We start from the raw sequence: 19,684 nt of genomic DNA, 5'->3' as shown, positions 1-19,684 counted from the left end.
CCGTCGTCCCGGCGAAGGCCGGGATCCAGCGCCTTACGCTTCGATGTGCGAAGACGCTGGGCCCCGGCCTTCGCCGGGGCGACGGTGGAAACAGAGGTTAGTTCGAGGTTCCCTGAGGTTGCGATGTGCTACTCGGTAGCACAAGCCGACGGCTGATCCGACAACGAAACAAAGCGGCGGCTTTGCCCGTCGTACGCTTCCACCATGCCGCTCTCGATGTCATACACCCAGCCATGCAGGCTGAGCCGCCCCTGTTCCAGCGCCAGCGCAACGCAGGGATGCGTGCGGATATTCACGAGCTGTGCGACGACGTTGTCATGCACCATCGCATGGATGGCCGCGCACTCTGAGGTATGCGCGTGAGCGCTGTTGATCGCCTTGGCGGTGTCGGCATAACGCAGCCAGCGCCGCACGGCGGGCATGGCGGTCAGGTCGGCATCGGTGGCGATCGCCTTCATGGCGCCGCAATCGGAATGGCCGCAGATCACCACGTCGCTGACGCCAAGCGCGACTACGGCATATTCGATCGATGCCGATACGCCGCCAGGTTCGGGTCCATAGGGCGGCACGATATTTCCCGCGTTGCGCACGACGAACAGTTCACCCGGCTCGCATTGGGTGATCAGCTCCGGTACCACGCGGCTGTCGGAGCAGGCGATAAAGAGCGCTTGCGGGTTCTGGCCGGCAGCCAGGCGCCGGAACAGCGCCGAGCGCTCCGGGAATGCATCGCGCTGGAACCGCTTTACGCCATCGACGAGGTCTTGCATGGTTCGGTGTGACTCACGGCCTTGACTGCACGCATTGTCCCACGACAGGCCATGCCTAGCGTGGCAGGTCCAACAGCTTGTCGAGAATACGCTCCAGCCACACGCGTTCTTCCTGGTCGAGCTTGGCCAGCACTTCACGTTCGCGCGCACGGGCCATCGGCGCGACTTCGTCATGCAACTTCCAGCCGGCCTCGGACAGGCCCAGCACCGAGCGGCGCTTGTCGCCGTTGTGGGTTTCCCGATTGACCCGGCCTGCTTCGACCAGGCGGGCGAGGGCGCGGCTGACGGCCACCTTGTCCATGGCGGTGCGTTCGGCCACCTCGCGTGCCGACAGGCCGTCGAAACGGGCAAGCACGGCCATGACACGCCATTCCGTCACGCTGAGGTCGTAACGTTTCTGGTAGTCGTCGGCGATCCCCTGGCTGATCGTGTTGGACAGGATCGACAGGCGGTAGGGCAGGAACCGTTCGAGTTCCAGGGGGGCGTGGTCGGGCGTCTTGGTGTCAGGCACTGGTGCGGTGGTCCTTGCAAATGGTTTCAAATGTAACTATAACGTGAGGCTTATCCGGATGGTCGCACGCTTGAAGGTGCCGGCCATCGTGTACAGCCCGACGACGGAGAGCATCATGAGCGCGCAGCCCAATCTTGGCATGCAAGTCACCACGTTCGAGAACCCGATGGGGATCGACGGCTTCGAATTCGTCGAATTTGCCGCCCCCGCCGGCCGCGGCGAAGAGCTGCACCAGCTGTTCCGCAGCATGGGCTTCACTGCCGTGCTCAAGCATAAGAGCCGGGCGATTACCGTTTATCGCCAGGGCGGCGTGAATTTCCTGGTCAACGAAGACCCCGATTCGTTCGCTGCCGACTTCGCCGGTCAGCACGGCCCCTGCGCGGCGGGTTTTGCCATCCGCTTCAAGAAGCCCGGTGCCGAGGTCTACCAGACTGTGCTCGGCAACGGTGGCGAGGCGATCAGTGCGAAAGAAGTCACCAAGGCGGTCAACGCGCCGGTGGTGAAGGGGATCGGCGACTGCATGCTGTATCTGATCGATCGCTATGGCGATGCGGGCAGCATCTACGGCGACGATTACCTGCCGATCGCGGGCGTCGACCAGCATCCGAAGGGCTTCGGTCTGACCTTCATCGACCACCTGACGCACAACCTGTATTTCGGCAACATGCAGAAGTGGTCGGACTACTACGAGCGACTGTTCAACTTCCGCGAGATTCGCTACTTCGATATCAAGGGCGTCAAGACCGGCCTGGTGTCCAAGGCGATGACCGCGCCGGACGGCATCGTGCGTATTCCGCTCAATGAATCGAGCGACCCGAAATCGCAGATCAATGAATACCTCGACAGCTACAAGGGCGAGGGCATTCAGCACATTGCCTGCTTTACCGACAATATCTACGACACTGTCGAAGCGATGCGCGAGCGCGGCGTGGAGTTCCTCGACACGCCCGATACCTATTTCGACGTGATCGACATGCGTATTCCCGATCATGGCGAGGACGTGCCGCGCCTGGCCAGGAACAAGATCCTGATCGACGCCGATCCGGAGACCAAGCAGCGCAAACTGCTGCAGATCTTTACGCAGAACAATATCGGGCCGATCTTTTTCGAGATCATCCAGCGCAAGGGCAACGAAGGTTTCGGCGAAGGCAACTTCACCGCGCTGTTCGAGTCGATCGAGCGCGATCAGATGAAGCGCGGCGTGCTTTAAAATATCAGGAGCGCACCGGCACATGCCGGCGCGCTCCTGCGTTCTTCAAGTCGGGAGGTGCGCGCCCGGCAGGTTGTGCATGCTGAAGCCGAGGGCCAATGCCGCAATGATGCCGATAATGGCAAGGCCAAAACCCACGATCATGGCAATAGCCTGGATCATGAAGTAGAGCCTGAGCTTGCCCAGTGCCGTTTTCGCGGCGATGGCATCGTCGCGCTGCTGGGCCTGTTCAAGCGCATTGGCCGTTTGCAGCAACAGGATGCTCAGCCAGATGGGCAGCCACATCACCAACAGCCCGAGGCCGAACGAAATCAGTACGTATAGCCCGCAAAAGACCAGCTGGACAATGGCCAGAAATTTGATCCAGCCTTTGCCCTGTGCCAACGGGTCAATGAGTTCGGAAACACTGACGCCGCCGTTTCCAAACGGCGGAGGATTAAACTGAGACGACATGATTTTCCCCTTCATGCATGAATAAGACCGCCGTCTTTGCGGCGGTATGGCGAAGGTAGCAGCAAACGGCGGCAGACTGGTAAGACCGCCGGGCAAATTCAAAAGGAAGCGATGATGAGCGAGCAGGCAGGTTATCAATCCGGGTTTGGCAACGAGTTTGCCAGCGAGGCTATCGCGGGGGTCTTGCCGACAGGCCAGAATTCGCCGCAGAAAGTCGCCCATGGCCTTTATGCCGAGCAACTGACCGGCAGCGCTTTTACCGCCCCGCGGCCGACCAACCGGCGCAGCTGGCTGTATCGGATCCGCCCGGCAGCGATGCACAAGCCGTTTGCGGCACGCGACCATGCCAGTTTTCACAACCGTTTCGATGAGGCTCCCGCCACCCCGAACCAGCTGCGCTGGGACCCGTGGCCGATGCCCGAGCAGCCGACCGATTTCATCGATGGTCTGATCACCTTGGCCGGCAACGGCAGCGCCGCCGAACAGGCTGGCTGCGGTATCCATATCTATGCTGCCAACTGCTCGATGCAGGGCCGCTTTTTCTACGACGCCGATGGCGAATTACTGATCGTGCCGCAGCAGGGTCGGTTGCGTCTGGCGACCGAGCTGGGTGTGCTCGACGTCAAGCCGCTGGAGATCGCGGTGATTCCGCGTGGCGTGCGTTTTCGCGTGGAGCTGCTCGACGGCCACGCACGCGGTTACGTCTGCGAAAACTTCGGTGCGCTGCTGCGCCTGCCCGACCTCGGGCCGATCGGCGCCAACAGCATGGCGCTGCCACGCGATTTTCTCACGCCGCACGCAGCTTACGAAGACGTCGAAGGCGACTTCGAATTACTGGCGAAATTCCAGGGCAGCCTGTGGTCAGCGCGCATCGATCATTCGCCGCTGGACGTGGTGGCCTGGCACGGCAACTACGCGCCCTACAAGTACGACCTGACGCGGTTCAATACGGTCGGTTCGATCAGTGTCGACCATCCCGATCCGTCGATCTTTACCGTGCTGACCTCACCCAGCGATACGCACGGCACGGCCAATATGGATTTCGTGATCTTTCCGCCGCGTTGGCTGGTGGCCGAACATACCTTCCGCCCGCCGTATTTCCATCGCAATATCGCCAGCGAGTTCATGGGCCTGATCGAGGGCGTCTACGATGCCAAGGCCGGCGGCTTCGCGCCAGGCGGTGCCAGCCTGCATAACTGTATGAGCGGCCATGGTCCGGATGCGGGTACGTTCGAAAAAGCCAGCAACGCGCCGCTGGACAAGCCCGATCACCTGACCGGTACGATGGCTTTCATGTTCGAGACGCGCAAAGTGATCCGCCCGACCCGGCAGGCGCTGGCAGCGCCGCAATTGCAAGGCGATTACTATCAGTGCTGGCAGGGCATCACCAAGCATTTCAAGGAGCCTGGCGCATGACGCGCGCACTATCGTTACTTCTTTTGAGCCTTGGCCTTGCGGCCTGCAACGGGCATGACAAGCCGGTGGATCAGCCGGCGGCAGCCTCATCGGCAGCGGCACAGCAGCATGCCCAAGCCGTTCTCGCCTCCGGGCCGACATCTGATGTCGCCAAGCCCGCGGCAGCGGCGAGCACGCTGGCCAGCCCGCCGCAGGCGGCGAGCTACAGCGGTTATGGCGACCTGCATTTCGGCTTGAGCGAAGCGGATTTCCGCAAGAACTGGGGCGATCTCAAAGGCGGTTCCGCGGCTGCCGGTTCCACCTGCACGGTTCTCTATCCGATCTGGATCAAGCAGATGCCGCCGGACATCGGTTTCATGTTCGAAGACGACAAGTTCGTGCGCTTCGATGTCAGGACGGCCAAAGAAGCGGCACCCGGCGGCGGCAAGGTCGGCATGACCGTGGAGCAGATTGCGGCGCTTTATCCGGCCGCAGAAAAGCAGCCGCAAAAGTACGATGCGGACGCGGTCGATATGCGCGTGCCCGGCGACCACGGTGCGGTGCTGCTGTTTCAGGCGGACAAGAGCGGTAAGGTCAACGCATGGCGCGTGGGTCTGCCGCCACAAGTGGATTACGTAGAAGGTTGCGGCTGAGGAGCCATGCATGAAATTGGGTAGTCTCAAAGAGGGCGGCCGCGACGGCAGCCTGATCGTTGTCAGCCGCGACCTGACTCGTGCCGTACGTGCCAAGGGCATTGCATCGACGCTGCAGGCGGCTCTGGATGACTGGTCCAGCAGTGCACCGCGCTTGAATGCGCTTTATGCCGAGCTCAACGACGGCAAGGCCGCGGATGCGTTCGACCTGGATATGACCGCATTGGCTGCACCGTTGCCGCGCGCCTATGAGTTTGTCGACGGTAGCGCCTACCTGCCGCACGTGGAGCGTGTACGTCGCGCACGTGGTGCGGAAGTGCCGGAAAGTTTCTACACCGATCCGCTGATGTATCAGGCGACCAGTGCCGGTTTTCTTGGCCCGCGCGATCCTGTGATGGTTACCAGCGAGGACTACGGCATCGACCTGGAAGCCGAGGTGATCGTCGTTACCGACGACGTCCCGATGGCAGCTACCCCGGCGCAAGCCGCTGTGCATATCCAATTGATCGGTCTGGTCAACGACGTGTCCTTGCGCGGGCTGATTCCTGGCGAGCTGGCCAAGGGTTTCGGTTTTCTGCAATCCAAGCCGCGCTCGGCGCTCTCGCCCGTCCTGGTGACGCCGGACGAACTGGGCGACGCATGGCAGGGTGAAAAACTGCACCTGCCGATGCGCACGTGGATCAACGAGCAATGGTTCGGCGAGGCGGAGTGCGGTGTCGACATGCAGTTCGACTTCGGCCAGCTGGTGGCGCATGCGGTCAAGACACGGCCTTTGACTGCCGGCACGGTGGTGGGCTCGGGCACGATTGCCAACGAAGACACCAGCAAGGGCGCCTCCTGTCTGGCCGAACAGCGCACGGTCGAAACCCTGCGTGACGGTAAGCCGAGCACGCCGTTCCTCGCGTTCGGCGACCGGGTGAAGATCGATGTCACGGACCGTACGGGCAAGTCGATTTTCGGCTCGATCGAGCAGACGATCACGCGGGCGAGTTAAGCGTACCCAGGAGTGAGAACAAAGCTGGGCCATGTGGCCTTTACCCGGTTCTCGCTCCCGATCGCTCTCAACTAGCCCTCGCGTCATGCCAAACTACCGCTTCGCCCGTCGTGGAAGCTGGGAATGCTCAATCTCGAAACCGCCAGGATCGCCGTCATCGGCTTGGGCTATGTCGGCCTGCCGTTGGCGGTGGAGTTTGGCAAGCGTTACGACACGGTTGGCTTTGATATCCGCGCGGAGCGAATAGAGGCCTTGCGTGCCGGTCGCGACAACACGTTGGAGGTCGAAGCGGCGGAACTGGCCGAAGCACGGCGGCTTGGTTACAGCGCGTCGCTGGACGATATCCGCGACTGCACGGTGTTCATCGTCACCGTGCCGACCCCGATCGACAGCGCCAAGCGCCCCGACCTGCGTCCACTGATCGGCGCCACCGAGAGCCTCGGGCGCGTGCTCAAACACGGCGACGTGGTGGTTTACGAATCGACCGTCTATCCCGGCTGCACCGAAGAGGTATGCGTGCCGATACTGGAGCGCGTGTCGGGCTTGCGTTTCAATCGGGATTTCTTCGTCGGCTATAGCCCGGAACGCATCAATCCTGGCGACAAACAACACCGGCTTACGGCCATTCTCAAGGTCACCTCGGGGTCGACGGCCGAAGCTGCCGACTTCGTCGATCGTCTTTATGCCAGCGTGATTCCAGCCGGCACGCATCGCGCCAGCAGCATCAAGGTGGCCGAGGCGGCCAAGGTGATCGAGAACACACAGCGTGACTTGAATATTGCCCTGGTCAATGACCTGGCGATTTTGTTCAACAAGCTGGGCATCGATACGCTGGAAGTGCTACAGGCCGCCGGCACCAAGTGGAATTTCCTGCCGTTCCGGCCGGGCCTGGTCGGCGGCCATTGCATCAGCGTCGATCCGTATTACCTCACGCACAAGGCACAGGAAGTCGGCCATCACCCGGATGTCATTCTCGCGGGGAGGCGCACCAACGACAGCATGGGTGCGCATGTGGCCAACGAGGTGATTCGATTGATGGTGCGCAAACGCATCAATCCGATACAGGCGCGCATCCTCGTGCTGGGCCTGGCGTTCAAGGAAAACTGTCCGGATCTGCGCAATACGCGCGTGCTCGATATTGTCGATGCGCTGCGCGGATACAACGCACAAGTGGATGTACATGATCCATGGGTCGACGCGGTCGAAGCCGAACACGAGTACGCGCTAAAGCCGGTGGATGCACCTCAGAAGGGCACATACGACGCGGTCATCATTGCCGTCGCGCACAAGCAGTTTGCTGCACTTGGCGCCGAAGGCATACGTGCGTTCGGCAAACCCGAATCCGTTCTTTACGATGTGAAATACGTGCTGCCGCGCGATGCGGTGGACGGGAGGTTGTAAGCGATGAAGATCCTGGTTACCGGCACGGCCGGCTTTATCGGATCGCATGTGGCGCTCAAGCTGCTCGAGCGCGGCGACGAAGTGATCGGCCTGGACAATCTCAACGACTACTACGATGTGTCGTTGAAGAAGGCGCGACTGGCACGCTTCGAAGGCCGTGCCGGTTATACGCATGTGCATGCTGACCTCGCCGATCGCGTGGCCATGGAAAAACTCTTTGTCGAGCACCGCCCACAGCGGGTGGTGCACCTGGCTGCGCAGGCGGGTGTGCGTTACGCGGCGCAGAACCCGCATGTATACGTCAGCAGCAATGTTACCGGCTTCCTGCACGTGCTCGAGGGCTGCCGCCATCACGGCGTGGAGCATCTGGTGTTTGCGTCGACCAGTTCGGTCTATGGTGCCAACACGACGATGCCGTTTTCCGAACACCAGTCGGCCGAACATCCGTTGACGCTGTATGCCGCGAGCAAGAAAGCCAATGAGCAGATGGCGCACAGTTACGCGCATCTGTACCGCATCCCCAGCACTGGTTTGCGCTTCTTCACTGTGTACGGTCCCTGGGGCCGCCCGGATATGGCGCTGTTCCTGTTTACCAAGGCCATCCTCGCGGGCGAGCCGATCAAGGTGTTCAACCACGGCAAGCACAAGCGAAGCTTCACGTTTATCGACGATATCGTCGAAGGCGTGATTCGCACGCTGGATAAAGTCCCCGGTCCCGATCCGGACTGGAACAGTGCCGCGCCCGATCCGGCCAGCAGCAACGCGCCGTATCGTATCTACAACATCGGTAACGAGCGGCCGGTAGAACTGTTGCGCTATATCGAAGTACTGGAAGAGTGCCTGGGGCGGAAGGCCCGCATGGAGATGCTCCCGCTACAGGCCGGCGACGTACCCGATACCGAAGCGGACGTGTCCAGTCTGATCGACGCCGTGGGCTATCGCCCGAAGGTGTCGGTGGAAGAGGGCGTTCGCCAGTTCGTCGATTGGTATCTGCAATACCAGCCTCATTGATCGCTTGCCAACCTTTTCCACCCCTGCCCTGTAAGGAGCCCCCCATGTCTACAGTCACTCTCAAAGGCAATCCCGTCCACGTCGATGGATCCCTGCCGAGCACCGGCGCTACCGCACCGGCATTCTCGCTGGTCGCCAAAGATCTCAAGAACGTCACGCTGGCTGACTTCGCCGGCAAGCGCAAAGTCCTGAATATTTTCCCCAGCGTCGACACGCCGACCTGCGCTACCTCGGTGCGTCATTTCAACCAGGATGCCAGCAGCCTCGATAACGCCGTGGTGCTGTGCATCTCCGCCGATCTGCCGTTCGCCCAGGCGCGTTTTTGCGGCGCCGAAGGCTTGGAGAACGTCGTTACGCTGTCGACCATGCGTGGTGCCGCTTTCCTGAAGGATTACGGCGTGGCCATCGCCGACGGCCCGCTGGCCGGTCTGGCAGCGCGTGCGGTCGTCGTGCTGGACGAGCATGACAAGGTGCTGCACACCGAGCTGGTGGGCGAGATCGCGCACGAGCCGAACTATGAGGCGGCCTTGGCTGCTTTGAAGTAAAGAGTCGTCAAGAGTGAGGGGCGAGTGGTTGACGCTTCATGGCGACCATTTGTTTCAATCTCTTCGTCGCGCTATTCCCCCTCACCGTCATCCCGGCGCAGGCCGGGATCCAGTGACTTGACGCTCGATTTTCGCGGCGTTGCTCAATTGCGGTCACCGACACTGGATCCCGGCCTACGCCGGGATGACGGCGAGGAAGACAGGCGTCGAGATAACTAAAAAGCCGGGCACAAGGCCCGGCTTCTCAAAAACATCAGACGAACGACAGCCCTTACTTGTTGGCAGCCATCAACGCCTTGGTCATATCCAACATGCGGTTGGAGAAGCCCCACTCGTTGTCGTACCAGCTCAGCACCTTCACCAGCGTGCCGCCCATGACACGTGTCTGCGTCGCGTCGTAGGTGGAGGAAGCCGGGTTGTGGTTGAAGTCGATCGATACCAGCGGCTTGGTGTTGACGGCCAGGATGCCCTTCAGCGCGCCGTTGGCCGCTTCATTGATCGCGGCGTCGATTTCTTCCTTGCTGGTTTCACGTGCGGCCACGAAGGTCAGGTCGACGACGGACACGTTGATAGTCGGTACGCGAATGGCGAAACCGTCCAGCTTGCCGTTGAGCTGCGGCAGCACCAGTCCCACCGCCGCGGCGGCGCCGGTCTTGGCCGGGATCTGGCTGTGCGTGGCGCTACGGGCGCGGCGCAGGTCCGGGTGATAGACGTCGGTCAGCACCTGGTCGTTGGTGTAGGCGTGAATCGTGGTCATCAGGCCGTGCACGATGCCGATCTTTTCGTGCAGCACCTTGGCCAGCGGGGCGAGGCAGTTGGTGGTGCACGAGGCGTTGGAGATGACCTGGTGCTTGGCGGTCAGCTGGTCGTCATTGACGCCGAAGACGAACGTACCGTCCACATCTTTGTCGCCCGGGGCCGAGATGATCACCTTCTTGGCGCCGCCGGCGATATGCGCGCTGGCCTTGGCCTTGGAGGTGAAGAAGCCGGTGGACTCCAGTACCACGTCCACGCCCAGGTCGCCCCAGGGCAGCTTGGACGGGTCGCGCTCGGCCAGCACCTTGATGCGGTCGCCGTTGACGATCAGGTCGCCACCGTCCACCGACACCTGGCCCGGGAAGCGGCCATGGGCGGTGTCGTACTGGGTGAGATGCGCATTGGTCTCGGCGTCGCCAAGATCGTTGACCGCGACGATCTGAAACTCGTTGGTGCGGCCGGATTCGTACAGCGCGCGCAGCGTATTGCGGCCGATACGACCGTAACCATTGATGGCAACCTTGATGGCCATGAGACAGCGTCCTCCGACAGTGATGGGGGCAGCAAAAGCGGCCCAGCTCGGGCCGCCAAAGCAGGCATTTTAGCGCGAACCGGGGGCGGACCCCAGCCGGCAGGGGCCGATGTCGCAAAAACAAGCGTCGAACCCTATGGCAGAATCCCAGGTTCACTCGCAGGGGAACCGACTTCATGACGATTCATCGCCGCCTGGCCGTTGCTGTGCTTGCTTTTCTGGGCGTTGCGCCCCTGGCCCAGGCTTGGGGGCCGCTCGGCCATAGCGTGGTCGCTGAACTGGCTCAGCGCCACTTGAGTCCGGCCGCCAAGGCCGAGGTCGAGCATTTGCTGTCGTTGGAGAACAAGACCAGTTTGGCCGACGTCTCCAGCTGGGCGGACGAAATCCGCAACGATGCGAATCAGCAGGACCTGTGGAAGAACACGCGCGGCCTGCACTACATCAACTTCACCAGCGAAAAATGCAACTACGTGCCGCCGCGCGACTGCCCGGACGGCCACTGCGTCGTCGCCGCCATCGATCATTACGCCGAAATCCTGGCCGACAAGAAACAGTCCGACGCGACGCGTCTGGAAGCGTTGAAGTTCGTCGTGCACTTTATCGGCGACGAGCATCAGCCGTTGCACGCAGGTTACCGCGACGACAAGGGCGGCAACGACTACCAGGTGCAGATGAACGGCAAGGGCAGCAACCTGCATCGCGTATGGGATTCGAGTCTGCTGCTCACCCATAGCAACGACTGGAAAGCCTATGCCGACGAACTCGACAAGCGCGGCATGGTAACCCTGCCGCCGAGCATCGCGCCATTTGACAACTCCTTTGCTCAATGGGCGGAAGAATCCTGCCGCGCTACGGCGCAGCCGGGCTTCTACCCCAAGGGGCACAAGATCGACGACGCTTACGTAAAAGCCGAGTTGCCGCTGGCCGAAGAACGCCTGCGCGATGCCGGCAGGCGTTTGGCGGAAGTGTTGAATATTGCGTTGAGCAATTGATTCGGCCGTGACGCGAAGATGGGTCGCGGCTGAAGCCGCGACCCATCATGGCTCAAGGCGAGGCGTTGGCTACCGTTGTGGCCTGGCCGTGGCCGATATTGCGGTCCAGGAACTCCAGCATCTTTTCATAAGCTTGCTGGCTGTGCTCCGGCACGAAGAAGCCGTGACCTTCGTCGGGCATGACCAGTTGCTCGTAGCGTTTGTTGTTCTTGTCGAGCGCTTTGGTCATCTCGTAAAAGTTCTTGATAGGAACGCGCGGGTCCTTGCCGCCATGCAGAAGGAGCACGTTGGACTTGATCTTGGATACGCCGCCAAGTGGTGACCGAGCAAGCAGATCGTCCCTGTCGTCGCCCAGCGCCAGACTCAAATAGCTGCGTCCTACCTTGCTCTCTCGCGTATCGCTATCGTCCAATTGCACGCGCAAGTCATAAACCCCTGCATAACCTATGGCGCATTTATAGAGATCGGGCTCGCGCACGGCGCCTTCCAGTGCCGCATAACCGCCGTAGCTGGCGCCGTAGATGCACACGCCTTGTTGCGTCGTGTAACCCTGATCGATCGCCCAATGCGTGGCGTCGGTCAAATCGTCCTGCATGGTGAGTCCCCATTTGCGGTAACCCAATTGCTGGAACCACCCGCCATAACCACCCGATCCCCGGTAGTTGATCTGTAGTACCGCATAGCCACGGGAGGCAAACAGCTGCACTTCGCGGTTGAAGCCCCATTCGTCGGAGATGCCATGCGGACCGCCATGAGGCAAAACGATCAATGGATAAGGCTTGTTGCCATTGGGTAGCGTAATGAAGCCGTGCAACGGGAGGCCGTCACGCGAGGTAAGGCTCACGGGCTCCATCGCATGCATCTGCTGTGGATCGATCTGCGGCATGACCTTCACGAGATGGCCAGCCTGCATCGTATCCAGATTGAAAATGTAAAAGTCACCAGGATTGCGATCGCTGCTCACCGACACCACGGCGCGTTTACCGTCGTCGGTGAAACTGGTGAAAAGGACAAGCTGCCCCGGAAAGCTGGCCTGGAGCGCTTTGGTGATTTTTGCCTCCTGACTATTTTCATCGAGGAAATGCAAGGACCTTTTCCCGTCTTGCGTAATGATTGCATAGAAGTCCTTGCCATCGGCTGTGCGCAGCATCTCACCCGGGTCGGAAAACTCTCCGCGGTAAACCGGGGTGTGGGCGAGCGAGGTCATATCCATCAATTCGATGGCGTCAGCCTTCTTTCCCTCCGAGACAAGCACATAGAGTTTGCTGTTATCTCGGTTGAATCCCACCGGAGTCATGTTGATATTGGTTTTTGCCGGATCGTTGGCAAGCGACCATTCCGAGTCGTTGTCTTTTCGTACCCAGAGCGAAACGTGGTAGGCATCCGCGCTGGCGAAGGCGGCGCGTGCTTGTCCAGCGTGATCGCTGAGCACGCTGGCGCCCTCGATCGGCGCTTTGCCAACTTGAGTCACTTGGCCAGTATCTACATTGACGCGCTGGATCAATGGCGCTGCATTGCCGCTGCGCTGAAGAGCATCGCTTTCGACGAGAATTTCGTCAGGCGTTGCCAGCTTTCTCTCGATGACCCTGGCTCTTCCGCCATCGCCGTCATTCATATGAATGAGATGTTTGCGGGCTCCAAACAGGTCAAGCTGCTTGTTCCCATCCACATCGATGGCAAATATCTCGCCCGTTGAATACGGCGTGTCCAGCTTGTTGAACTTGACAGACAGCGAAGCGACCAGTCGCTCGTCGTTCGCCCAGAAGTAGTTTGCGATGAGTGCGTCTTTACCCGAGTGAATGAACCGGATGATGCTGCCGGTTTTTCCATCCAGAATGGCGAAAGCATTCTCGTGTGGATTGTCCGGCATCGATATCACGGTCGCTATGTATTTACCGCTGGGCGATAGCTGCACATCGGTGAAGTCAGCCTGCTTCACGAAATCAGCGATTGGCTTTTGTGTGCTGGTTGCGGTCGGTGTATCCGCTGCTGCGGCACTACCGATGGCACACGATAATAAGACGGCCCATAGCCGCGTCCTGGCATACATAGTTTGTCCCTTCCCCTGTTGCGACTCATGACAATGCGTCAAGGCGTCGGCGGTCAATCGGTGTCTGTAGCGTCGGCGTGCCTCAGGCACGGTCGACGCGATCTCCCAGCCCCCAACTAACACAGCGACGCGGAACCGACCCCTCGGTCCTGCTTCATCCTAGCTTTTCGGAAACCTTTGCGAATATCCAATAAGTCAGGGTAGGTTCGAAATTTCTTTCGATCCGATATGCATGTCCAGAAAGTCGAGCATCTTCTGATACGCCTCCAGACGATGCTCCTCCAGAAAAAAGCCATGCCCCTCGTCTGGTTCGGTCAATGACTCGTAAGGTTTGTGCTGCTTGTCCAATGCGCGCGTGAACTCGCGGAAATTGGCGAAAGGCACGCGCTCATCTGCTCCGCCATGGATCAGTAGCAGGGCCGCCTGGATGCGATCGACCCCGCTCAGCGGCGAGCGCCGCAACAGGTCGTCGCGATCATCGCCGAGCACCGTATTGAGGTAACTGGTGCCGCTGTTGGAGCGCTGCGTATCGCTCTTGTCCAGCTGGATGCGCAGATCGTAGATGCCGGCATAGCCGATGGCGCAACGATAGAGCGACGGCTCGCGCACGGTCGCTTCGACGGCTGCATAGCCGCCATAGCTCGCTCCATAGGTGCAGATGCGCTTGGGATCGGCATAGCCTTGCTTGATTGCCCATTGCGTCGCGTCGGTCAGGTCGTCCTGCATGGCCTGACCCCACTGCCGGTAGCCGGCTTGCTGGAATGCCTGCCCATAGCCGCCCGAGCCACGGTAGTTGAGCTGCAACACGGCATAACCGTGATGGGCAAACAGCTGGGCTTCGCCGTCGTAGCCCCATTCGTCGTCGATGCCGTGCGGGCCGCCGTGAGGCATGACAATGAGTGGGTGGGGCTTGTCGCCAGCCGGTTCGGTAAGAAAACCGTGCAGCGTCATCCCATCGCGTGCCTCTACCGTGATTGGCTGCATCGGGCGCATCTGCGGCGCCTCGATCCAATGGCGCCGGCTCAGCAGGTACTTGGCGCTCCTCGTCTCGAAATCGAACAGGAAATAGTCCCCGGGATTGCGGTCACTGCTGACACTGAGGATGGCCTGCTTGCCGTCACGGGTGAAATTGCTGAAGGCCACCAGGCGCCCTGGAAATTTTTCGCTCAGCGCCTTGTTCATCAGCGCTTCGGGGCTGTTCTCGTCGATGTAATGCAGGCCTGGTATGCCGTCCCGGGTAACGACGGCGTAGTAGTCCTTGCCATCGGCCGAAGGCAACAACTCGCCGGGGTCGGCGAACTGGCCGCGATAGACGAGTTCGCGCTTGCCGTTGTCCGGATCCATCAACTCGATGGAGTCCGGGCCAGTGGCATGCGACACGCGAACGTAGACCCGGCTGTTATCGCGGTTGAAGCCGATCGGCTCGATATTGATGCGCGACTTGTCCGAGTCGTTGAGCAGCCACCAGTTCTTATCCTTTTCCAGGTCGCGACCCCATAGTCGTAAACCCAGGTAGTCGCCACTGCCCAGTGCCAGGCGTACCCGGCCGGCATGATCGGCAACGAAATAGGCGTCGGCCGCCGGGGAAGTGTCGATGCGGCGGCTTCTGCCGGTGTCGACGTCGAGTCGCTCGATCGTCGGCACCGCGCCCTTGCGGCTGGTGGTGAACTCGCGCGCGGCGATCAGAATGTCATGGTTGTCGAGCAGTTGCGTATCGATCACGGTGGCTGCCGCTATGCGCTGCTCACCGCCACGCCGGTTGACCGTGGCGTCGTTCTTTGACGAACCACGGACCCCGAACAGGTACATGCCATGCTTACCGTCGACGTCGGTGGCGATCAGCTCGCCTGTGGGTACCGGCGTATCGAGAAAGCCCAAGCGCGTGCTCAGGCTGGCGACCAGGCGTCGGTCGCTTACCCAGAAATGGTGATAGATCTGATCGCGGCTTCCCGAGGGGAAGCTATAGATCAGCTTGCTGGTATGCGTATCGATGATGGCCAGAACATTTTCATAGGGGCTGTCGGGCATCGGGATGACCGCAGAGACATAGTTGCCGTCCGGAGAAATCCGCACCTGGGTGAATTCGTCCGCGCGGACAAAGTCTTTCAGCGACGGGCTATGCGGTGGGGTAGTCGATGTCGACTCGGCGGGGTCCGCCTGGCTGAGCGACGCTGCGGTCAGAAAAACGAATAAGGCGACGACGGCAAACCGATTCCATGACATGCAGTAACTTCCACAAGGCGAGCGGGTGGGCGGTAACGTCCCGGTCATGCTAGCGCAAGGTTTGGCCTCCCATGACAGGTTGCGCCGGCAGGGATAGGAATGAGGTCCCATCGATACATTCGTATGCAGAGGTTTAGACGGCCATAAAAGTTCTGGTAGTCTCCCCGGATGACCAATGAAACCTTCACGCGGCGCACCAAAATTGTCGCCACCCTGGGCCCCGCGACCGACGCGCCGGGCATGTTGCAACGGATCATCACCGAAGGTGTGGACGTTGTTCGCCTGAATCTCTCGCACGGCCAGCCGGACGATCACCGTGCGCGTGCGAATGCTGTGCGCGAGGCTGCCGCTACGGTAGGGCGCGAAGTCGGCATCCTTGCCGACCTGCAAGGCCCCAAGATCCGTGTCGAGCGCTTCGGTAACGGTCCGGTCGAACTGCGCGAGGGCGATCCCTTCGTGCTCGACTGCCGCCCCGGTACGCCGCCGGGCGACAACACACGTGTCGGCGTGAGCTATTACGATTTGCCCAGAGATGTCAGCCCAGGCGACGTGTTGCTGCTTGACGATGGCCTGGTGGCGATGACCGTGGAAGAGGTCGTTGGCAGCGAAATCCGCTGTCGCGTGCTGATCGGCGGCAAGCTGTCCGACCGCAAGGGCCTCAATCGCCAGGGCGGCGGCCTCTCGGTCGATGCGTTGTCTGACAAGGACAAGGCCGACATCAAGCTCGCCGCGGAAATCGGCGCCGATTTTCTTGCCGTGTCCTTTGTGCGCTCCGCCGCCGATATGGAGCAGGCGCGTCGATTGATGCGCGAAGCGGGCGGTAATGCCGCGCTGGTGGCCAAGATCGAACGCGCCGATGCGATTCCGGTGCTGGGCGAAATCATCGATGCATCCGACGTGGTAATGGTGGCGCGCGGTGACCTGGGTGTGGAAATCGGCGACGCCGAGCTGCCCGGTCTGCAGAAAAAGATCATTCGCGAAGCCGTGCAGCGTAATCGCGCGGTCATCACCGCAACGCAAATGTTGCAATCGATGGTGCGCTCGCCGATCCCGACGCGTGCCGAAGTGCTCGACGTCGCCAATGCGGTGATCGACGGCACCGACGCGGTGATGCTGTCAGAAGAATCCGCAGCCGGTGCGCATCCGGACAAGGCGGTGGCTGCCTTGCGGCGTATCTGTCTGGGCGCCGAGCGTCAGTTCGAGCCGAAGGAAGATCTCGCCACGGCCGGCCATCGCATCGACCGTACCGACCAGGCCATTGCGTTGGCCGCGATGGTATTGGCGGGTGAGGTCGGTTGCCGCGCGATTGTGGCGCTGACCGAATCGGGTGCGACCGCGCAGTGGTTGTCGCGCTATCGCAGTGCCGTGCCGATCTACGCGCTGTCGCCGTTTGCCGATGCCCGTCGCCGCATGCTGATGTTACGTGACGTGCAGCCGGTCGAGTTCACTCATGCCGGCCAGACCATGGCGGCATCGGCCCGTCAGGCGGTGCAGGAGCTGTTCGCCCAGGGCAAGCTGGCCGAAGGCGACCGCGTGGTGGTGACGCATGGCGATCATGTCGGTCGCGGCGGTGGCACCAATACGGTCAAGCTGCTTTCGGTCGGTGCAGAAGGCATGGTGGAAAGCCTGCGCGATCTGTAAGAGCCGGTTCGGTGACGATTACGCCGAGTGGGCGGCCTCTGCCTTACACTCGGCGCATCTCCACTGCTAGCAGGCCGCTGTCATGCACAAGAAAAACCGTCTGGCCGCTCGCGGCCTCCTGCTCGGCCTGGCCCTGGTCTGTGCCGCTCCGGTGATGGCTCAAGCCGAGCACAAGGTCGCGCCGGAGTCGCTCAACAGCTACTGGATACTGCTCAATACCAAGGTCGACGCTGACGTTCCCAACTCCGGCCGCAATCTGGACAAGCCGGTCTGCGCCGCGGTGACCTATAGCATCGGTTCGGATGGCGCCACGATGAACGTCCAGGTGGCCAAGGTCGTTCCCGATAGCGACCTGGGCGCCGTCGGCAAGAGCGTGGTGACCCGCTTCCACTACGGCCCGTCGCTGACCAACAAGGACAGCACGCCGGTCAGCACCTACTACGTGGTCTCCTTCAACCTGCCGGCCGACCCGGCCCAGGCCAAGCGGATTACCGACGCCTGCAAGCTGCCGGGCTATTCCAGCTGACCGGTTCTGAGCCCCTTGCTGCGCCCGGCCAAGACCGGCCGGGCCGATCGGGCTATAATCCAGCACTTTAAGCCTTGCCGGTCCTTTGAAGGCCGGCATCTCGTCATGTTGCGTGGCTACCGGGCCACGCTCGTTCTACGGAGTCGTCATGAGCATCGAAGATCTCGAAAGCATTGCCTTGGCAATGGTCGCGCCTGGCAAGGGCATCATCGCCATCGATGAATCGACCAACACCATCAAGAAGCGTTTCGAGGCCGTTGGCATCGACAACACCGAAGAAAACCGCCGCGCCTACCGCGAGCTCCTGCTGACCACGCCGGGTCTGGGCGAGCACATCTCCGGCGCCATCCTGTATGACGAAACCTTGCGCCAGTCGACCAAGGACGGCGTGCCGTTCACCCAGGTGATGAAGAAGAACGGCATCATCCCGGGCATCAAGGTCGACAAGGGCCCGGTCGCGCTGGCCGGTTTCCCGGGCGACGTGGTCACCGAAGGCCTCGACGGCCTGCGCGAGCGCCTGCAGGAATACGCCAAGCTGGGTGCCCAGTTCGCCAAATGGCGCGCGGTCATCAATATCAGCGAAGACAACCCCAGCTCGACCGCGATCGAAGCCAATTGCCATGCGCTCGCCCGCTACGCCGCGCTGTGCCAGGAAGCCGGTCTGGTACCGATGGTCGAGCCCGAAGTGATCATGGACGGCGACCACACCATCGAAGTCAGCTACGAAGTGCACGAAGCCGTGCTGCGCAGCCTGTTCAATGCCCTGTACGAGCAGAACGTGCTGCTGGAAGGCACCATCCTGAAGACCAGCATGGTCATCGCCGGCAAGGACTGCGATGAGCAGGCCGAAGTCGAAGAAGTCGCCGAAGCCACCGTTCGCGTGCTCAAGACCACCGTGCCGGCCACCTTGCCGGGCATCGTGTTCCTCTCCGGCGGCCAGACCGACGAGCAGTCCACCGCCCACCTCAATGCGATGAACCGCATGGGCCCGCACCCCTGGCCGCTGTCGTTCTCCTACGGTCGCGCGATGCAGCAGGCCGCGTTGAAGGTATGGTCGAAGGACATCAAGACGAACACTGCCGAAGCCCAGAAGATCGTCCACGCGCGCGCCAAGGAAAATGGCCTGGCGGCGCTGGGACAGTGGAACGGCTGATCTGCTGGGTAAATCCGGCCACCTACAGTGGCCTGTAAGTCGCTCGCTTCGCTTGCTGTAAACAGTCAACGGAGAGAGCAAAAGAAAGGGCGCCGAGAGGCGCCCTTTCTGCTTTCCTATTTACTATTTACAGCGAAGCGACTTTACAGGCCGCGCTAGCGGCCGGCTTTACGCTCTTAGAAACGATACTCGGCGCTGATCGACACCATGTCGGTGCTCAGGTCCACGTTGTGCTTCTTCGCATCGTAGTAGTCGTAGTTCAGACCCACGCTCATGTGGCTGGTGAAGTCATAGCCCACGCCGGCACCGGCATACCAGCTGGTGTCGTTGAGGTTATGACGGGTCGGCAGGTCGTCATTGGACAAGCCATGACCCTTCCAGCCGTAAATGCCGCCACGCGCGCTCAGATACCAGTTCGGCGTCAGGTTGAAATGGCCGTTCACGCCGGCGGTCCAGCCGTGCAGCTGCGTTTTGGTCCCATCAATCACGGGACGGCTGTTGAAGATGTTCTTGGCGTGGATGTTGCCCAGGTCGTTGTAGCCGGCTTCAACGCCCAGCGCGAGCGACGGATTGACCGCCCAACGGTAGCCGCCATTGATGGCGTAACCGGTATCGCTGTCGTTATAGGGACCCTTGTCGATCGAGGTGCGACCGACATTGCCGTTGACGAACCAACCGCCGTTGCCGGTACCGGCATCTTGGGCGAAGGCGGGAACGGTCAACAGACCGGCGGTAGCGAAAGCGAGGGCAAGCAGCGTCTTTTTCATGGAGATTCTCCTGTTATACCAAGGCGGGGTTCCGGCACGAGAGGGGGAAGCCGGTTCCTCCGCGCACATGCAAATTGCGATGCGCTGACCCTTAGATGGCTCTG

At 61.1% G+C, this 19,684-nt stretch carries 18 protein-coding genes; 11 read left to right on the top strand and 7 right to left on the bottom strand.

The annotated features are described in order from the left end of the window. Positions 1 to 128 precede the first annotated feature (128 nt). The gene (locus ACZ6WW_RS03510; protein ID WP_465272978.1) at positions 129 to 767 is read right to left on the bottom strand and encodes a carbonic anhydrase; all 639 of its coding nucleotides are present in this window, start codon (positions 765 to 767) and stop codon (positions 129 to 131) included. A 55-nt stretch (positions 768 to 822) separates the two neighbouring features. Further along, the gene (locus ACZ6WW_RS03505; RefSeq protein ID WP_281852001.1) at positions 823 to 1,278 is read right to left on the bottom strand and encodes a MarR family winged helix-turn-helix transcriptional regulator; all 456 of its coding nucleotides are present in this window, start codon (positions 1,276 to 1,278) and stop codon (positions 823 to 825) included. A gap of 115 nt (positions 1,279 to 1,393) precedes the next feature. On the opposite strand from ACZ6WW_RS03505, the gene hppD reads away from it, so the two are divergent. Further along, positions 1,394 to 2,488, top strand: a complete 1,095-nt coding sequence (hppD, locus tag ACZ6WW_RS03500; protein ID WP_465272977.1) for a 4-hydroxyphenylpyruvate dioxygenase — start codon at positions 1,394 to 1,396, stop codon at positions 2,486 to 2,488. A gap of 45 nt (positions 2,489 to 2,533) precedes the next feature. Here hppD and ACZ6WW_RS03495 read toward each other — a convergent pair whose 3' ends face one another. Continuing rightward, a complete protein-coding gene (locus tag ACZ6WW_RS03495; protein ID WP_465272976.1) occupies positions 2,534 to 2,956 on the bottom strand; it encodes a DUF5362 family protein in 423 nt (140 codons plus the stop codon). 99 nt (positions 2,957 to 3,055) lie between these two features. Between ACZ6WW_RS03495 and hmgA the strand changes: the two genes are divergently transcribed. The 6 genes from hmgA (at position 3,056) to tpx (ending at position 8,940) form a co-directional block, all read left to right on the top strand. Then, on the top strand, positions 3,056 to 4,357 hold the full coding sequence (gene hmgA, locus ACZ6WW_RS03490; RefSeq protein WP_465272975.1) for a homogentisate 1,2-dioxygenase: 1,302 nt from the start codon (positions 3,056 to 3,058) through the stop codon (positions 4,355 to 4,357). Further along, the gene (locus ACZ6WW_RS03485) at positions 4,354 to 4,989 is read left to right on the top strand and encodes a lectin (protein WP_465272974.1); all 636 of its coding nucleotides are present in this window, start codon (positions 4,354 to 4,356) and stop codon (positions 4,987 to 4,989) included. Before hmgA ends, ACZ6WW_RS03485 begins: the two co-directional genes overlap by 4 nt. A gap of 10 nt (positions 4,990 to 4,999) precedes the next feature. Continuing rightward, a complete protein-coding gene (locus tag ACZ6WW_RS03480) occupies positions 5,000 to 5,983 on the top strand; it encodes a fumarylacetoacetate hydrolase family protein (protein ID WP_465272973.1) in 984 nt (327 codons plus the stop codon). 123 nt (positions 5,984 to 6,106) lie between these two features. Beyond that, entirely contained in the window at positions 6,107 to 7,384 is a 1,278-nt protein-coding gene (tviB, locus tag ACZ6WW_RS03475) for a Vi polysaccharide biosynthesis UDP-N-acetylglucosamine C-6 dehydrogenase TviB (protein WP_465272972.1), read from the top strand. 3 nt (positions 7,385 to 7,387) lie between these two features. Continuing rightward, a complete protein-coding gene (locus tag ACZ6WW_RS03470; protein WP_465272971.1) occupies positions 7,388 to 8,395 on the top strand; it encodes an NAD-dependent epimerase in 1,008 nt (335 codons plus the stop codon). A 44-nt stretch (positions 8,396 to 8,439) separates the two neighbouring features. Then, a complete protein-coding gene (tpx, locus tag ACZ6WW_RS03465; RefSeq protein ID WP_465272970.1) occupies positions 8,440 to 8,940 on the top strand; it encodes a thiol peroxidase in 501 nt (166 codons plus the stop codon). Positions 8,941 to 9,211: 271 nt separating this feature from the next. Here the strand turns inward: tpx and gap are convergent, their stop codons facing one another. Then, positions 9,212 to 10,228 carry a type I glyceraldehyde-3-phosphate dehydrogenase gene (gap, locus tag ACZ6WW_RS03460; RefSeq protein ID WP_465272969.1) on the bottom strand — a complete coding sequence of 339 codons (1,017 nt, stop codon included), beginning with the start codon at positions 10,226 to 10,228 and terminating at the stop codon, positions 9,212 to 9,214. 176 nt (positions 10,229 to 10,404) lie between these two features. Here gap and ACZ6WW_RS03455 point away from each other — a divergent pair, with 176 nt between their 5' ends. Beyond that, entirely contained in the window at positions 10,405 to 11,220 is an 816-nt protein-coding gene (locus tag ACZ6WW_RS03455; RefSeq protein ID WP_465272968.1) for a S1/P1 nuclease, read from the top strand. Positions 11,221 to 11,272: 52 nt separating this feature from the next. Here the strand turns inward: ACZ6WW_RS03455 and ACZ6WW_RS03450 are convergent, their stop codons facing one another. Beyond that, positions 11,273 to 13,270 (bottom strand): alpha/beta hydrolase family protein, encoded by a 1,998-nt coding sequence (locus ACZ6WW_RS03450; protein WP_465272967.1) that lies wholly within the window; start codon positions 13,268 to 13,270, stop codon positions 11,273 to 11,275. 195 nt (positions 13,271 to 13,465) lie between these two features. Continuing rightward, positions 13,466 to 15,493 (bottom strand): alpha/beta hydrolase family protein, encoded by a 2,028-nt coding sequence (locus ACZ6WW_RS03445; RefSeq protein ID WP_465272966.1) that lies wholly within the window; start codon positions 15,491 to 15,493, stop codon positions 13,466 to 13,468. 168 nt (positions 15,494 to 15,661) lie between these two features. Between ACZ6WW_RS03445 and pyk the strand changes: the two genes are divergently transcribed. From pyk to ACZ6WW_RS03430, 3 genes are all read left to right on the top strand, one after another. Then, positions 15,662 to 17,134, top strand: coding sequence for a pyruvate kinase (gene pyk / locus ACZ6WW_RS03440; protein WP_281852014.1), 1,473 nt, complete (start codon positions 15,662 to 15,664; stop codon positions 17,132 to 17,134). Positions 17,135 to 17,216: 82 nt separating this feature from the next. After that, positions 17,217 to 17,660, top strand: coding sequence for an energy transducer TonB (locus ACZ6WW_RS03435; protein WP_465272965.1), 444 nt, complete (start codon positions 17,217 to 17,219; stop codon positions 17,658 to 17,660). A 148-nt stretch (positions 17,661 to 17,808) separates the two neighbouring features. Continuing rightward, positions 17,809 to 18,813 carry a class I fructose-bisphosphate aldolase gene (locus ACZ6WW_RS03430; protein ID WP_281852016.1) on the top strand — a complete coding sequence of 335 codons (1,005 nt, stop codon included), beginning with the start codon at positions 17,809 to 17,811 and terminating at the stop codon, positions 18,811 to 18,813. 176 nt (positions 18,814 to 18,989) lie between these two features. On the opposite strand, the gene ACZ6WW_RS03425 is transcribed toward ACZ6WW_RS03430, so the two are convergent. Beyond that, entirely contained in the window at positions 18,990 to 19,580 is a 591-nt protein-coding gene (locus ACZ6WW_RS03425) for a porin family protein (RefSeq protein WP_281852017.1), read from the bottom strand. Positions 19,581 to 19,684: the final 104 nt, after the last annotated feature.

It is taken from the genome of Dyella sp. NPDC103356 (assembly GCF_055584465.1).
Note: the sequence above shows the minus strand (reverse complement) of the source record. Positions and strands in the feature narration are given on the sequence as shown.

Bases quoted from the DNA above. Each gene is read 5' to 3' on its own strand.
- ACZ6WW_RS03430 (WP_281852016.1), top strand. From the start codon at position 17,809: ATGAGCATCGAAGATCTCGAAAGCATTGCCTTGGCAATGGTCGCGCCT.
- ACZ6WW_RS03470 (WP_465272971.1), top strand. From the start codon at position 7,388: ATGAAGATCCTGGTTACCGGCACGGCCGGCTTTATCGGATCGCATGTG.
- hppD (WP_465272977.1), top strand. From the start codon at position 1,394: ATGAGCGCGCAGCCCAATCTTGGCATGCAAGTCACCACGTTCGAGAAC.
- hmgA (WP_465272975.1), top strand. From the start codon at position 3,056: ATGAGCGAGCAGGCAGGTTATCAATCCGGGTTTGGCAACGAGTTTGCC.
- ACZ6WW_RS03510 (WP_465272978.1), bottom strand. From the start codon at position 767: ATGCAAGACCTCGTCGATGGCGTAAAGCGGTTCCAGCGCGATGCATTC.
- gap (WP_465272969.1), bottom strand. From the start codon at position 10,228: ATGGCCATCAAGGTTGCCATCAATGGTTACGGTCGTATCGGCCGCAAT.
- tpx (WP_465272970.1), top strand. From the start codon at position 8,440: ATGTCTACAGTCACTCTCAAAGGCAATCCCGTCCACGTCGATGGATCC.
- tviB (WP_465272972.1), top strand. From the start codon at position 6,107: ATGCTCAATCTCGAAACCGCCAGGATCGCCGTCATCGGCTTGGGCTAT.
- ACZ6WW_RS03480 (WP_465272973.1), top strand. From the start codon at position 5,000: ATGAAATTGGGTAGTCTCAAAGAGGGCGGCCGCGACGGCAGCCTGATC.
- ACZ6WW_RS03445 (WP_465272966.1), bottom strand. From the start codon at position 15,493: ATGTCATGGAATCGGTTTGCCGTCGTCGCCTTATTCGTTTTTCTGACC.
- ACZ6WW_RS03450 (WP_465272967.1), bottom strand. From the start codon at position 13,270: ATGTATGCCAGGACGCGGCTATGGGCCGTCTTATTATCGTGTGCCATC.
- ACZ6WW_RS03495 (WP_465272976.1), bottom strand. From the start codon at position 2,956: ATGAAGGGGAAAATCATGTCGTCTCAGTTTAATCCTCCGCCGTTTGGA.
- ACZ6WW_RS03485 (WP_465272974.1), top strand. From the start codon at position 4,354: ATGACGCGCGCACTATCGTTACTTCTTTTGAGCCTTGGCCTTGCGGCC.
- pyk (WP_281852014.1), top strand. From the start codon at position 15,662: ATGACCAATGAAACCTTCACGCGGCGCACCAAAATTGTCGCCACCCTG.
- ACZ6WW_RS03435 (WP_465272965.1), top strand. From the start codon at position 17,217: ATGCACAAGAAAAACCGTCTGGCCGCTCGCGGCCTCCTGCTCGGCCTG.
- ACZ6WW_RS03425 (WP_281852017.1), bottom strand. From the start codon at position 19,580: ATGAAAAAGACGCTGCTTGCCCTCGCTTTCGCTACCGCCGGTCTGTTG.
- ACZ6WW_RS03455 (WP_465272968.1), top strand. From the start codon at position 10,405: ATGACGATTCATCGCCGCCTGGCCGTTGCTGTGCTTGCTTTTCTGGGC.